This is a genomic window from Wenxinia saemankumensis (assembly GCF_900141735.1).
In the GTDB taxonomy this organism is placed as follows: domain Bacteria; phylum Pseudomonadota; class Alphaproteobacteria; order Rhodobacterales; family Rhodobacteraceae; genus Wenxinia; species Wenxinia saemankumensis.
This window is the reverse complement of record NZ_FQYO01000005.1, coordinates 294,061-306,710: the sequence shown is the minus strand read 5'-3', so window position 1 is coordinate 306,710 and position 12,650 is coordinate 294,061. Positions and strand designations below refer to the sequence as shown.

Annotated in this window: 18 protein-coding genes and 1 tRNA gene; 4 read left to right on the top strand and 15 right to left on the bottom strand. The window is 69.7% G+C overall.

Annotated elements, in window-relative coordinates:
* Positions 1-146: 146 nt before the first annotated feature.
* The 14 genes from BUE30_RS18260 to iscR all read right to left on the bottom strand — a co-directional run bounded on the left by BUE30_RS18260 (position 147) and on the right by iscR (position 9,800).
* Positions 147-320 (bottom strand): DUF6538 domain-containing protein, encoded by a 174-nt coding sequence (locus BUE30_RS18260; protein WP_425303935.1) that lies wholly within the window; start codon positions 318-320, stop codon positions 147-149.
* 144 nt (positions 321-464) lie between these two features.
* A tRNA-Arg gene (locus BUE30_RS15130) sits at positions 465-541 on the bottom strand.
* A gap of 95 nt (positions 542-636) precedes the next feature.
* Positions 637-1,857, bottom strand: coding sequence for a cysteine desulfurase (locus tag BUE30_RS15125; protein ID WP_073332955.1), 1,221 nt, complete (start codon positions 1,855-1,857; stop codon positions 637-639).
* Between the two features lies 1 nt (position 1,858).
* Positions 1,859-2,455, bottom strand: a complete 597-nt coding sequence (locus BUE30_RS15120) for a Yip1 family protein (RefSeq protein WP_073332951.1) — start codon at positions 2,453-2,455, stop codon at positions 1,859-1,861.
* A complete protein-coding gene (locus tag BUE30_RS15115) occupies positions 2,448-2,984 on the bottom strand; it encodes a hypothetical protein (RefSeq protein WP_073332947.1) in 537 nt (178 codons plus the stop codon). Before BUE30_RS15115 ends, BUE30_RS15120 begins: the two co-directional genes overlap by 8 nt.
* A gap of 4 nt (positions 2,985-2,988) precedes the next feature.
* On the bottom strand, positions 2,989-4,302 hold the full coding sequence (locus BUE30_RS15110) for a SufB/SufD family protein (protein ID WP_073332943.1): 1,314 nt from the start codon (positions 4,300-4,302) through the stop codon (positions 2,989-2,991).
* Entirely contained in the window at positions 4,302-5,057 is a 756-nt protein-coding gene (gene sufC / locus BUE30_RS15105; protein ID WP_073332939.1) for a Fe-S cluster assembly ATPase SufC, read from the bottom strand. The genes BUE30_RS15110 and sufC overlap by 1 nt, the downstream gene beginning before the upstream one ends.
* A 25-nt stretch (positions 5,058-5,082) precedes the next feature.
* The gene (locus BUE30_RS15100; RefSeq protein ID WP_073332935.1) at positions 5,083-5,682 is read right to left on the bottom strand and encodes a class I SAM-dependent methyltransferase; all 600 of its coding nucleotides are present in this window, start codon (positions 5,680-5,682) and stop codon (positions 5,083-5,085) included.
* A complete protein-coding gene (locus tag BUE30_RS15095) occupies positions 5,675-5,995 on the bottom strand; it encodes a heavy metal-binding domain-containing protein (RefSeq protein WP_073332931.1) in 321 nt (106 codons plus the stop codon). Before BUE30_RS15095 ends, BUE30_RS15100 begins: the two co-directional genes overlap by 8 nt.
* A gap of 16 nt (positions 5,996-6,011) precedes the next feature.
* Complete coding sequence (locus BUE30_RS15090; protein ID WP_073332926.1) at positions 6,012-6,353, bottom strand: DMT family protein; 342 nt, start codon at positions 6,351-6,353, stop codon at positions 6,012-6,014.
* 6 nt (positions 6,354-6,359) lie between these two features.
* Entirely contained in the window at positions 6,360-6,581 is a 222-nt protein-coding gene (locus tag BUE30_RS15085; RefSeq protein ID WP_073332921.1) for a hypothetical protein, read from the bottom strand.
* Positions 6,578-8,179, bottom strand: a complete 1,602-nt coding sequence (sufB, locus tag BUE30_RS15080; RefSeq protein WP_073332917.1) for a Fe-S cluster assembly protein SufB — start codon at positions 8,177-8,179, stop codon at positions 6,578-6,580. Before sufB ends, BUE30_RS15085 begins: the two co-directional genes overlap by 4 nt.
* Before the next feature lie 22 nt (positions 8,180-8,201).
* Positions 8,202-9,245 carry a cysteine desulfurase family protein gene (locus BUE30_RS15075; protein WP_073332912.1) on the bottom strand — a complete coding sequence of 348 codons (1,044 nt, stop codon included), beginning with the start codon at positions 9,243-9,245 and terminating at the stop codon, positions 8,202-8,204.
* A 96-nt stretch (positions 9,246-9,341) separates the two neighbouring features.
* Positions 9,342-9,800 (bottom strand): Fe-S cluster assembly transcriptional regulator IscR, encoded by a 459-nt coding sequence (gene iscR, locus BUE30_RS15070; protein ID WP_073332909.1) that lies wholly within the window; start codon positions 9,798-9,800, stop codon positions 9,342-9,344.
* A 178-nt stretch (positions 9,801-9,978) separates the two neighbouring features.
* Here iscR and BUE30_RS15065 point away from each other — a divergent pair, with 178 nt between their 5' ends.
* Genes BUE30_RS15065 through BUE30_RS15050 form a run of 4 tightly spaced genes read left to right on the top strand, consistent with a single transcriptional unit; the run spans position 9,979 to position 12,483 of the window.
* Positions 9,979-10,632, top strand: a complete 654-nt coding sequence (locus BUE30_RS15065) for an alpha/beta hydrolase (protein WP_073332905.1) — start codon at positions 9,979-9,981, stop codon at positions 10,630-10,632.
* 3 nt (positions 10,633-10,635) lie between these two features.
* Complete coding sequence (locus tag BUE30_RS15060; RefSeq protein ID WP_073332901.1) at positions 10,636-10,902, top strand: hypothetical protein; 267 nt, start codon at positions 10,636-10,638, stop codon at positions 10,900-10,902.
* Between the two features lie 4 nt (positions 10,903-10,906).
* On the top strand, positions 10,907-11,296 hold the full coding sequence (locus tag BUE30_RS15055; protein ID WP_073332897.1) for a hypothetical protein: 390 nt from the start codon (positions 10,907-10,909) through the stop codon (positions 11,294-11,296).
* Positions 11,293-12,483 (top strand): HD domain-containing protein, encoded by a 1,191-nt coding sequence (locus BUE30_RS15050; RefSeq protein ID WP_073332893.1) that lies wholly within the window; start codon positions 11,293-11,295, stop codon positions 12,481-12,483. The genes BUE30_RS15055 and BUE30_RS15050 overlap by 4 nt, the downstream gene beginning before the upstream one ends.
* On the opposite strand, the gene BUE30_RS15045 is transcribed toward BUE30_RS15050, so the two are convergent.
* Positions 12,480-12,638 carry a YqaE/Pmp3 family membrane protein gene (locus BUE30_RS15045; RefSeq protein WP_073332888.1) on the bottom strand — a complete coding sequence of 53 codons (159 nt, stop codon included), beginning with the start codon at positions 12,636-12,638 and terminating at the stop codon, positions 12,480-12,482. The genes BUE30_RS15050 and BUE30_RS15045 overlap by 4 nt on opposite strands.
* Positions 12,639-12,650 lie beyond the last annotated feature (12 nt).

Here is a 12,650-nt window from a genome sequence, read left to right as displayed (position 1 = left end):
GGTTGCCCCAGGAGCATCATGGCCACCGATGTAAGGGGGTCATTTTTGGACGCCGATCACCCCGCTACGGGGTCACTTTTCCATGCCGGTTCACAGGCCCGGAATCAGACTTCGGCGTCGTCGTCCCGCCCGTCCAGCCGCGACTCTCAAGCCTCGAGGTAACCCGTCCAGACCCGCTCAGCCTTCTGCATCGCCACAGACTGCAAGTCGGTCTTGAGGCTTTCCCAGATCACGGGGCGCGACTCGACCGAAACGAACCGCGCAGGGACACGGCGTTTCAGATACCAAGTTCGGCCACGGCGGATGAGGCTGGAGGACAATGGGTGCTACCGGAAAGAGGGTGCGGGTAGCAGAATGTGGTGAAAAATGAGTAGCAGATCGATGATGGGCCAGGCTCTAATTTCCCAGCCCTGCAGCCAAAGCTTTGTCAAAAGACAAAAAAAGCTTCTACCAAACGGATGGAGTGGCGGACCGTAGAGGATTCGAACCTCTGGCCTCTGCCTTCGGAGGGCAGCGCTCTATCCAGCTGAGCTAACGGTCCCGCTGGGGGGCCTCATACCGAAGGCGGGCGGGGGGTGCAATCGCCGATCTGCGCCCCTGCCCCCTCGGTCCTTCCACCGGCCCGCCCCTGTCCGCTCAGGCGAAGAGATCGTGGCAGAGCTCCAGCGCGTCGACGAGCGCGTCGACCTCGGCCCTGGTGTTGTAGAGGCCGAACGAGGCGCGGCAGGTGGCGCCGGTGCCGAGATGCTCGAGCAGCGGCATGGCGCAATGGGTGCCAGCCCGCACCGCGATGCCCTTCTTGTCGAGCACGGTGGAGATGTCGTGCGCATGGGCCGGCCCGTCGAGCGTGAAGGAGAAGATCGCGGCCTTCCCCTCGGCCCGGCCCTGGATCTGCAGCCAGTCGAGGCCGGCGAGCCGCTCCTGCGCGTAGGTGCCGACGTCGCGCTCGTGGGCGGCGATGTTCTCCATCCCCAGCCCCATCATGTAGTCGAGCGCGACGCCCATGCCGATGGTCTGGACGATGCCGGGGGTTCCGGCCTCGAACTTCATCGGGGGATCGTTCCAGGTGATCGTCTCTCGTCCCACCTCGCGGATCATGTCGCCGCCACCCAGGAAGGGGCGCATCTCGGCCTGGCGCTCGGGAGCGATCCAGATCGCGCCGGAGCCGCTCGGCCCGTAGAGCTTGTGCCCCGTCACCGCATAGAAGTCGCAGCCGATCTCGCCCACGTTCACGGGCATGTGGACCGCCGCCTGGCTACCGTCGACGAGGACCGGCACGCCCTTCGCCCGGGCGGCGGCGCAGATCGCCTTGACGTCGACGACGGTGCCGGTGACGTTGGACAGGTGGGTGATCGCGACCAGCTTCGTCCGGGGGCCGATCGCGTCGATCACGGCCTGGGTGTCCAGCGCGCCGTTCATGTCGCATTCGACCCATTTCAGCACCGCGCCCTGACGCTCGCGCAGGAAATGCCAGGGGACGATGTTCGCGTGATGCTCGAGCACGGACAGCACGATCTCGTCGCCGGGCTCTATCCGGGGCGCGGCCCAGGCATAGGAGACGAGGTTGATCCCCTCGGTCGTGCCGGAGGTGAAGACGATCTCCTCCTCGCTCTTCGCGCCGAGGAACCGCGCCACGATCCCGCGCACGCCCTCGTAGCGTTCGGTCGCGATGGTGGAGAGGGTGTGCAGGCCGCGATGGACGTTGGCGTATTCCTCGGCATAGGCGCGTGTGACCGCGTCGATCACCACCTGCGGCTTCTGGGCCGAGGCGCCGTTGTCGAGATAGACGAGCGGCTTGCCGTTGACCTCGCGCGAGAGGATCGGGAAGTCGCGGCGGATCGCTTCGACATCGTACATGTCAGGCTCCCGTTGTCGTTGTGGTGGCGCCCACGCCGATCAGCGCGAGGATGAGGCTCAGCCCGAAGCCGATGCCGAGGAAGGAGAGGATCAGCACGGCGGCGGCCCGGCCGGGCCCGTCGAAACCGTGCAGGACCCGGACGAAGTTGATGAGGCACCAGAGCAGCAGACCCAGTCCGGCAATCGAGACGATCGCCCCGACCAGCGACGAGAGGAGGAAGGCCGCCATCTGGGCCAGCCGCACGACGAGGGCCAGCACCTCGATCCAGACGACGAGGGCGAGCGCATCCGCGAACTTCCCCGCCCCGCCCATCATGCGGCCGACGAGATCGATGGCGAGGGCGGTGACGGTCAGCGCCGAGCCGAGCAGCAGCGCGTAGAGGAACGGGCTGAAGACGAGCGCGCCCGTCTCGCCCAGCGGCAGGACGATCTGCATCTCCGCGGAGCCGAGCAGCGCCGCCAGCGTGCCGAGCGCGGTGACGAGGATGAGCGCCTCGACGAGGACCGGGCGCGGCAGGCGCAGCGCCAGGATCGCCGCCGCCGCGCGGCGCGGATCGGTGAGCGACAGGCCGATCGCGGCGCCAAGCGGATTAGCCACGGCGGGCCCCCGCCGCGCGAAGGCCGGCGATCCAGAACCAGAGCAACGCGACCAGCCAGAGCGCGCCGGTGATCGCCGCCGCCGGCCCCTCGCCCACGATGCCCCGCGTCAGTCCGAAGAGCAGCGCCAGCGGCGCGGCCGCGAGCACCGCCCAGAACAGGGCCACCCGCGCGCCGAGGCCGGTCAGCGCCGGCAGCACGCGCCGCAGCGCCAGATACGAGATCCCGGCGACGAGATAGAGAAACAGCGGCCAGACGAAGAGCCAGCCCAGCGCCTCGTAGGCCATGAGGCGCGCGGTCTCGTCCCGCGCCAGCGCCTCGACCCCGCCCGCCTGTCCCGACGCGACCAGCGCCCGCGCGGCCTCCAGCCCCTCGCGCGAGAGGCGCGGCCATTGGCCGACGAAGACCAGCGCGCAGCCGATCATCAGGAAGGCCAGCGCCACGCCCTCGCGCGGGGACCGGTTCAGGATGGACCGGACCACGCCGCGCGGGGCGCGGTAGGTGCGGGCGATGTCGGTCGTGACGGCCAAGGTCCTAGCCGGCCCGCCGCGCGAGCCAGCCTTCGAGCCGGACGCGCAGCTCCTCGGCGAGGTCGCCGTCCTCGATCTCCTCCAGCGCCTCGGCGAGGAAGGCGAGGACCATAAGGTCCTGCGCCTCCGCCTCAGGCACCCCGCGCGAGCGCAGGTAGAACAGCGCCGTCGGGTCGATCGCGCCGGTGGTGGAGCCGTGGCTGCAGGCCACGTCGTCGGCATAGATCTCGAGCTCGGGCTTGGCGAGGAACTGGCTGTCGTCGTCCAGAAGCAGCGACTGGCTGATCTGGTAGCCGTCGGTCTTCTGCGCGCCCGCCTTCACCAGGATCTTGCCCTGGAAGACGCCGGTCGCGCCGTTCTTCAGCACCTTCTTGAAGACCTGACGGCTCTCGCAGCGCAGGGCGTCATGGGTGACGAAGACGGTATCGTCGTGGTGGAAGTCCCGGCCGTCGCCCACGCAGGCGCCCGCGACATGGGCAATCGCGTCGTCGCCGGTGAATTCCACGACCTGCTCGTTGCGGGTGAGGAAGCCGTTCATGGTGAGCGTGAAGCTCTTGAACGCGGCCTCGGCGCCGAGCCGGGCGAAGGAATGGGTGACCGCGCGCCGGCCGGGATCGCGGCCCTGCATCCGGACATGGTGGAAGCGTCCGCCATCCGCGATGTCGGCCTCGAGCACGGTGTTGATCCGCGCCCCGCCCGCGCCGCTTTCGAGCAGCGTGACCTCGGCGCCGGGGGCGACCCGGACGAGGCTGTGCAGCACCGGGTCGGCGCCCTCGTCCGACCGTTCGTAGACGACGCGGATGGCGCGGCTGGCGGCGGCGGTCGCGTCGATCACCACGCCGTCCGTGGCCGTCGCGGTGTTGAGCGCCGCGAAGGGTCGCGGAACGGGCGACTGGCCGCGCGATTCGAGCGCGCCGTAGAGATCCTTGGCCCAGTGGATGTCGCCCGCCATCGCGTCGGCGAGGCGCTCGATCCGCACGCCCTCAATCGCGGAAAGATCATCCGAGGCCGCCGCATCGAACACACCGTCGCGGAACACGATCCGCAGCGCCCCGGTCTCGCCCCAGATCGGCGCCTCGTCGTCGGCCATGAGGTCGGCCGCCTCGGCCTGCGCGCCGTTCAGCGGCCGGGGATTGGTCATCCGCCAGTATTCGTCGCGGGGCTGGGGCAGCCCCATTTCCCGCAGACGGTCCAGCGCGTCCTGACGCGCGGCCCGGCCCCAGGCGCCGCTCTCGGGCAGCGCCAGGCCGGACAGCCGCGCCTCGGTCGCGTCGGTGCGCGCCTGGCTCGGTTTCGCGAAGTTCGGAGCTAGCCGCATCACGCCACCTCCGACAGGATGTCCGTGTAGCCGTTCTTCTCGACCTCCAGGGCCAGTTCCGGCCCACCTGTCTTCACGATGCGGCCGTCCGCCATGATGTGCACCACGTCCGGCGTGATGTGGTCGAGCAGGCGCTGGTAATGGGTGATGACGAGGAAGCCGCGGCCTTCGTCGCGCAGCGCGTTCACCCCGTCCGAGACCAGCTTCATCGCGTCCACGTCGAGACCCGAATCGGTCTCGTCGAGGATGCACATGCGCGGCTCGAGCACGGCCATCTGCAGGATCTCGTTGCGCTTCTTCTCGCCGCCCGAGAAGCCCACGTTCAGCGGGCGCTTCAGCATGTCGGCGTCGATCTTCAGGGTCTTCGCCTTCTCGCGCACGAGCTTGAGGAACTCGGCGGAGGACACCTCCTCCTCGCCGCGCGCCTTGCGCTGCGCGTTCAGCGCAGTGCGCAGGAAGGTCATGTTGCCGACGCCGGGGATCTCGACCGGGTACTGGAAGGCGAGGAACAGGCCCGCGGCCGCGCGCTCCTCGGGATCCATGTCCAGCAGGTCCTGCCCGTCCAGCGTGGCGCTGCCGCCCGTCACCTCGTAGCCCTCGCGCCCCGACAGGACGTAGGACAGGGTCGACTTGCCGGACCCGTTCGGGCCCATGATGGCATGCACCTTGCCGGCCTCGACGCTCAGGTCGACGCCCTTCAGGATCTGCTTGTCCTCTTCCTCGAGATCGACCGTCAGGCCCTTGATATCCAGCATCTGTCTTCTCCTTCTCTGCAGGCGGTCACTGCCACCTGACGAATTCCGTGATGACCCAGAGCAGATCCTCGGGGGGAACGCTCATGGGCGTGATCTCGAACCGGGCCATGCGGCCGACGATCCGTTCGGGCCGGACGAAGCGTTCGACCCCGTGATAATGCGGCCGCCCGACATAATCGTCGAACAGCAGCGTGCAGCCCCGCTGGGTGCGGAAAAGCGTCGCCAGCAGGCAGGCCGCGCGGAACCGGCCGTCGACCAGCACCACGTCGGGCTGCACGAAATCCGGCCGGTCCCAGACCGACAGGGCGTAGCCCGGAAACCGGCGGGCGGTCCGCATGTTCGCCGGCCGGCCCCATTTCGTCACAGGCCCGATATCGGCATGGTGCAGATGCACCTCCGCCGCCGGCGGATGGGCCGCGAACCAGTCCTCGATCCGCTCGATCCAGGCTTCGTCGCTCTCGACCGAGAAGACCGAGGCCCCCTCGACCGCGCCGGCAATGGCGGTGGATCCGCCGCAGCCGTATTCGAGGATCGACCGCGCGCGGGAATATTCCTCGCGCAGCAACGCGGCCTCGTCGCCCGGCAGCCGCAGCTCCAGGTCCGGCAGGTCCGCCGTCTCAGCCAAGGGTGACGGCCGTCCCGCTGGCCGAGACCATCAGCATCGAGCCGTTCTGCCCGATCACCTCGTAGTCGAGGTCGACCCCGACCACCGCGTCGGCCCCCAGCTTGCCGGCATTGGCCTCCATCTCGGCGATGGCGGTCTCGCGCGCCTCCTGCAGGGCGCGCTCGTAGGCGCCCGAGCGACCGCCGACGATGTCGCGGATCCCGGCGAAGAGATCGCGGAAGACGTTCGCGCCGAGAATGGCCTCGCCGGTCACGATCCCCTTGTAGCCGCTGATCGGGCGCCCCTCGACCGAGGGCGTGGTGGTGACGATCATCTCTCTCTCCTCTCGCTCAGCCCCGGAAGATCAGCGCGGCCCCCGCCGCGATGAAGGCGAAGCCCAGCCCCGTCCGCCAGGTCGGCATCTCGCCCAGCACCAGGGCCGAGAAGCCGACGAACACGGTCAGCGTCACGACCTCCTGGATGGTCTTGAGCTGCGCCGCCGAATAGGTGCCGTAGCCGATCCGGTTCGCCGGCACGGCCAGCCAGTACTCGAAGAACGCGATCCCCCAGCTCGCCATCACGACGAGGGCGAGCGGCGCGGCCGGAAACCGCAGATGCCCGTACCACGCCACCGTCATGAAGACGTTGGAGGCGATCAGCAGCAGGATCGGAAGCATCGCGGCGGAGGTCATGATGGATCATCGGCCCTCCCCGCCCGGGCCGGGCCCCGCCCGGCGCCGGGCCATCCAGGCGATCACGGCCCAGTAGATCGGCACCACGATCACCGTCGAGACGGCCTGCTCGGCCCAGTCGACCGCGCCGACCAGCCACAGGTCGAGCAGCGCCGTCAGGACGAAATAGGCCACGGCGAAGAACGCCGCGCTCCGCCCCGTCGCGCGGAAGGCCTGGCCCCAGGTCAACCCACCGACCCCTCGAGGCTGATCGCGACCAGCGCCTGCGCCTCCATCGCGAATTCCATCGGCAGGGCCTGCAGCACGTCCTTGCAGAAGCCGTTGACGATGAGGGCCACGGCCTCCTCCTCGTCCATGCCGCGGGACTGGCAGTAGAACATCTGGTCGTCGTCGACCTTCGAGGTCGTCGCCTCGTGCTCCACCCGGCTCGAATTGTTCTTCACCTCGATATAGGGGACCGTGTGCGCCCCGCAGTCCGACCCGATCAGCAGGCTGTCGCATTGCGTGTAGTTCCGGCTGTCCACCGCCCTGGGGTGGATCGAGACGAGCCCGCGATAGGTGTTCTGCGCCAGCCCGGCGCTGATCCCCTTGGACACAATGCGCGACTTGGTGCGCTTGCCCAGATGGGTCATCTTGGTGCCGGTATCGGCCTGCTGATGGTTGTTGGTGATCGCGATCGAGTAGAACTCGCCCTGGCTGTCGTCGCCCCGCAGGATGCAGGACGGGTATTTCCAGGTCACGGCCGAGCCCGTCTCGACCTGCGTCCACATCACCTTCGACCGGTCGCCCCGGCAATCCGCGCGCTTGGTGACGAAGTTGTAGATGCCGCCCCGCCCCTGCTCGTCGCCCGGGAACCAGTTCTGGACGGTGGAATACTTCACCTCGGCGTCTTCCTCGACGACGATCTCGACGACCGCCGCATGCAGCTGCGCGGTGTCGCGCTGCGGCGCGGTGCAGCCCTCGAGATAGGAGACGTAGCTGCCCTTGTCCGCGATGATGAGCGTCCGCTCGAACTGGCCGGTATTCTCCGCATTGATGCGGAAATAGGTGCTCAGCTCCATCGGGCAGCGCACGCCGGGCGGGACGTAGACAAAGGACCCGTCCGAGAAGACGGCGCTGTTGAGCGTCGCGTAGAAGTTGTCCGAGGCGGGCACGACGCTGCCGAGATACTTCCTCACCAGCTCGGGATGCTCGCGGATCGCCTCCGAGATCGAGCAGAAGATGACGCCGGCCTTGGCCAGCTCCTTCTTGAAGGTCGTCCCGACCGAGACGCTGTCGAAGACCGCGTCGACCGCGACCTTGCGGCTGCCGCCCGGATCCTCGGTGGCGTCCGGCGCCTCGCCCGCGACGCGGGTCGAGTTGTCCTCGGGCGTGGCGGGCTGCTCGGCGCCCTCCACCCCGGCGAGGATCATCTGCTCCTTCAGAGGAATGCCGAGCTTCTGGTAGGTCTCCAGCAGCTTGGGATCGACCTCGTCCAGGCTCTTGGGCTTCTTGTCGAAGCTTTTCGGCCGGGCGTAGTAGTACTGGTCCTGGAAATCGATGTCCGGGTAGTCGACCATCGCCCAGTCCGGCTCCTCCAGCGCGGTCCAGCGCTCGAAGGCCTTCAGCCGCCACTCGGTCATCCAGTCGGGCTCGTCGTTCTTGGCGCTGATCAGGCGGACGATGTCAGCGCTCAGCCCCTTCGGCGCGTAGTCCATCTCGATCTCGGTGGACCAGCCGTGCTTGTAGGTCCCGGCGAGCGAGGTGACGGCGTCCACCGTCTCGCGGTCGACGCCTTCCTTGACCCGGGCCGCATTCTCTTTAGCTTCGGTCTCGAACGTGCTCATCGCCGTTCCCCTCTCGTCTGGTTCAGGCCGCGCGCGGGCGTAGCCGTTTCCTCTTCGCGCCCCACGCCTCGGCGAAACGCATGATGTCCTCTTCGGTCGTCTCCGGCCCCAGCGAGACGCGCAGCCCGCAATCGGCCGCCTCGATACCCAGCGCCTCGAGCACGGGGCTGCGGCGCACCTTGCCGCTGGAGCAGGCGGACCCGGCGGAGACGGCGAACCCGGCGAGGTCCATCCCCATCACCTGCGTCTCGCCCTTCCAGCCGGGGGTGACCATCATCGTGGTGTTCGGCAGTCGCGCCCCGCCCTTCCCCACGAAGGTAGTGTCGGGCGCGTCGCTCGCAATGGCCCCCTCCAGCAGGTCGCGCAGGCCCGCCACCCGCTCCCACACCCCGTCCGCGAGGTCCCGCATCGCCGCCTCGATCGCGGCGCCCATCCCGGCCAGGCCGATCACGTTCTCGGTCCCCGACCGGCGGCCCATCTCCTGGCCCCCGCCGCGCTGGCGCGCGTCCAGCTCGGCCCCCCGGGGCAGGATCAGGGCGCCCGCGCCCTTCGGCCCGCCGAACTTGTGCGCCGACAGGATCGCCATGCCGATCCCCGACCACTGGTACGAGAAGGGCAGCCGCCCGATCCCCTGCGTCACGTCCGACGCGGCGAGGCCCGCGGGCAGGTCCTGCACGATCCCGGTCTCCGAATTGGCCAGCTGCAGGGTCGACCGCTCGGGCGCCTCCACCCGCACCCGCCCGTCCGTCCCGACCGCCAGCGCCGGCTCGATCCAGCCCGCCACGGCATCGTGCTCGATCGGCGCCCCGACGAGGCCCCGCCCCGCCAGCGCGAGGGCCGCGCCCTCGGTCGCGCCCGAGGTGAGGACGATGTCCGCCTCGCCCGCTCCCGTCGCCTCGGCCACCTGCGCGCGCACCCGCTCGACCAGCGCCTTCGCGGCCCGCCCCTCGGCATGGACCGAGGACGGGTTGCCCGCGACGTCCATCGCCGCCGCCATCGCGGCGCGCGCCTCCGGCCGCAGCGGCGCCGTGGCGTTGTGATCGAGATAGACGCGGGGGGCGCTCACGCCGCCCTCCCCTTATCTTGCCGGAAATACTCCGGGGGGGCGCCGCAGGCGCGGGGGGCGGCGCCCCCCTCCCCCGTCCCCGCCCATCGCCACGCCTCACTCATCGACCACCTCGAAGAGCGAGGGCACCGCCGGGCAGGGCATCAGCCCGTTGCCGACCACGTCCGACAGCCGCGTCTGGTGGAGGAAGACGTAGACATGCGCGCTCAGCCCCTCCCACAGGCGGTTGGTCAGCGATTGCGCCCGGCTGCCGGACAGCCCGCCGGACGCGCCGCGGCCCTTGTGCATCGCGCTCACCGTCTCGTCGACGGCCTCGAGGATGTCGGAGACCCGGATCTCGGAGGCGGGCCGGCCCAGCCGGTAGCCGCCCGCGGGGCCGCGCACGCTGTCCACCAGTCCCGCGCGGCGCAGCTTGACGAAGAGCTGCTCCAGATAGGGCAGCGAGATGTCCTGCCGGCGCGAGATCTCGGCCAGCGAGGCGAGCGACCCGTCCTTCAGCAGCGCCAGGTCGGCCAGCGCGACCATGGCGTAGCGCCCCTTCGTCGACAGCTTCATCGGCCCCTCGCCCTCGCTCGCGCGATCCCTTCCGCGTTGACGTCCCGCGCGCCGCCCGATAAGGCCACCCGCACTCCGGCGGCCCGATCCGCGGCCCGCTCTTTAGAATGGTTCTAAGGTCCCCGACGGTTTTCGTCAACCAACCGGACCCGGGGCCCGAACGACAGGAACGAGGCGAATGCCCGAGGTCATCTTCCCCGGTCCCGACGGCCGGCTCGAAGGTCGCTACCACCCCCAGCGCCAGAACGACGCCCCCATCGCCATCGTGCTGCATCCGCATCCGCAGTTCGGCGGCACGATGAACAACAAGGTCGTCTACAACCTGCACTACGCCTTCTACGAGATGGGCTTCACCGTGCTGCGGTTCAATTTCCGCGGCGTGGGGCGCAGCCAGGGCGAGTACGACCAGGGCATCGGCGAGCTCAGCGACGCCGCCGCCGCACTGGACTACCTGCAATCGATGAATACCGGCGCCAAGCATTGCTGGGTCGCCGGTTTCTCCTTCGGCGCCTGGATCGGGATGCAGCTTCTGATGCGGCGGCCCGAGATCACCGGCTTCATCAGCGCCTCGCCGCCGGCGAACATGTACGATTTCTCGTTCCTCGCCCCCTGCCCCTCCTCCGGCCTCATCATCAACGGGACCGCCGACCGCGTGGCGCCGCCCGCGGATACGCGGACGCTGGTGGGCAAGCTGCAGGAGCAGAAGGGCATCACCATCACCCACGAGGAACTCGAGGGCGCGGATCACTTCTTCAAGGATCCGTACATGGAGCCGATGATCGACCACGTGAAGACCTACGTGACGCGCCGCCTGACCGAGAGCACGCGCTAGGTCATGGGCGTCGTCGAGGATCTCGCCGACGAGCTGGCCCGCTCCGCCCTCGAGGCGGAGGAGGAGCTGGGCGACGCCAACATCGTGGACGAGGTATCGGGCGTGCTGCTGGCGCAGTCGCAGACCCTGCAGGAGGCCTACATGACGGCGATCCGGGTCCGCCGCTCGGCCAATGCGGGACGCCGCTTCCTCGACGCCAAGCTGCGGGCCCATCGCCGGGGCGAGGCCGCGCCGCCGCCGCCCACGGCGGACAACCCCGACATCCACTAGCGCCATGGCGGACTGGGACGAGGCCGATCTCTTCGCGGTCCCGCTGCTCGACGGCGGGATCGGGATCGGGCAGGTGGCCGCCCCCGCCGGGGCCGAGGCGCTGGTCGCCCTGTCCATCCTGCGGGCCGATCCCGGGCGTCCCCTGGCGGGGGACGAGGTCGCGGCGATCCTGCGCGTCGCGCCGGACGCGCTGGAGAGCGGGCACTGGCGGATCCTGCGGCTCGAATCGCTGCCGCGTCCGCGCAGCATCGTCGATCCCGCCCAGGCCGGCACCGCACCGCACGATCCCGCCATCGCCGAGGCGCTGCTCAACGCGCTCGCCGGTCAGCTGCCCTGGGACTATTTCCCCGGCGATTTCCTGGCGGGCCTGCTGCGGCCGAACTTTTCCCGATGAACGGGCCCGGCCCGACCCTCGCCGCCCCGCAGGCCGAGCTTGCCGCGCGCCTCGCCTTCGTCGCCGAGGCGGACCGCCTGAAATCGGTGGACCGCGCCAGCACGCTGGCCGACGGCTCGCGGCGCGAGAACAGCGCCGAGCATTCCTGGCATGTCGCGCTCTGGACGCTGATCTTCGAGGAGGAGATCCGCGCGCGCGACGCCGATCCCGACCGGGTGATCACGATGCTCCTGCTTCACGACCTGGTGGAGGTCGATGCCGGCGACCATCCGATCCACCTGCCCCGGGACGAGCCCGCCATCGCGGCGGCCGAGGCGCTGGCGGCCGATCGCCTGTACGGGCTGCTGCCCCGCGCGCAGGGCGCGGCCCTGCGCGCGCTGTGGGAGGAGTTCGAGACCGGGCAAGGGGCCGATGCCCGGGCCGCGCGGATGCTCGATTGCAGCCAGCCGCTGTTCCAGGAGCTTCTGCGCGACGACCTGTCGGTCATCGACCGGGACGTGATGCGGGCGATCCTGACGACGGGCCGCTCCGCCCCGCTGGCCGACGACTGGCCCGAATTGCACGGGCACGCGATGGCGCTTCTCGATCGCCGCCCCCCCGACTCCTCGCCGGACTTCCGGCACCGGCTCGCCTTCGCGGTCGAGGCGGACCGGCTGAAAACGGTCTCGCGCGGCACGACGCTGTTCGACGGCTCGCGCCGGGAACGCTCGGGCGAGCACAGCTGGCATGTCGCCCTGATGGCGCTGGTCCTCGCCCCCCATGCGGACGTGCCGGCCGACGTCGCGCGGGCGGTGCGGATGCTGCTGGTCCACGACATCGTGGAGATCGACGCGGGCGACAACCCGATCCACGGCAGCTTCGATGCGGCCGAGGTGGAGCGCGCCGAACGGAAGGCGGCTGACCGGCTCTACGGGATGCTGCCGGAGCGGGCGGGCGCCGCGCTTCGCGCCCTTTGGGACGAGTTCGAGGCCGCGCGAACCGCCGACGCCCTCTGGGGCAAGGCGATCGACCGGGTCCAGCCGGTCCTCGCCAATCTCGCCGCGGGCGGCGGATCGTGGCGCGACTATCCCGTCGACATGGCCAAGATGGAGGGGCGGGTCGGAGCCAAAGTTAAAAAGGGCGCCCCGGAGATCTGGAACGCCCTTCTGCCCGATATCCGGGCCTGGTTCGCGGTCAACCGGCCCTAGCGGGTCGTGATGACCCAGATCGCGTGGATCACCCCCGGAATGTAGCCGAGGATCGTCAGCAGAATGTTCAGCCAGAACTGCAGGCCGATGCCGACCTGCAGGAACACGCCGAGCGGCGGGATGAGGACGGACAGGATGATGCGGATGAGGTCCATGTAGACTCCTTG

Bases quoted from the DNA above. Each gene is read 5' to 3' on its own strand.
- sufB (WP_073332917.1), bottom strand. From the start codon at position 8,179: ATGAGCACGTTCGAGACCGAAGCTAAAGAGAATGCGGCCCGGGTCAAG.
- BUE30_RS15110 (WP_073332943.1), bottom strand. From the start codon at position 4,302: ATGCGGCTAGCTCCGAACTTCGCGAAACCGAGCCAGGCGCGCACCGAC.
- BUE30_RS15095 (WP_073332931.1), bottom strand. From the start codon at position 5,995: ATGATCGTCACCACCACGCCCTCGGTCGAGGGGCGCCCGATCAGCGGC.
- sufC (WP_073332939.1), bottom strand. From the start codon at position 5,057: ATGCTGGATATCAAGGGCCTGACGGTCGATCTCGAGGAAGAGGACAAG.
- BUE30_RS15050 (WP_073332893.1), top strand. From the start codon at position 11,293: ATGAACGGGCCCGGCCCGACCCTCGCCGCCCCGCAGGCCGAGCTTGCC.
- BUE30_RS15090 (WP_073332926.1), bottom strand. From the start codon at position 6,353: ATGACCTCCGCCGCGATGCTTCCGATCCTGCTGCTGATCGCCTCCAAC.
- BUE30_RS15065 (WP_073332905.1), top strand. From the start codon at position 9,979: ATGCCCGAGGTCATCTTCCCCGGTCCCGACGGCCGGCTCGAAGGTCGC.
- BUE30_RS15055 (WP_073332897.1), top strand. From the start codon at position 10,907: ATGGCGGACTGGGACGAGGCCGATCTCTTCGCGGTCCCGCTGCTCGAC.
- BUE30_RS15060 (WP_073332901.1), top strand. From the start codon at position 10,636: ATGGGCGTCGTCGAGGATCTCGCCGACGAGCTGGCCCGCTCCGCCCTC.
- BUE30_RS15045 (WP_073332888.1), bottom strand. From the start codon at position 12,638: ATGGACCTCATCCGCATCATCCTGTCCGTCCTCATCCCGCCGCTCGGC.
- iscR (WP_073332909.1), bottom strand. From the start codon at position 9,800: ATGAAGCTGTCGACGAAGGGGCGCTACGCCATGGTCGCGCTGGCCGAC.
- BUE30_RS15125 (WP_073332955.1), bottom strand. From the start codon at position 1,857: ATGTACGATGTCGAAGCGATCCGCCGCGACTTCCCGATCCTCTCGCGC.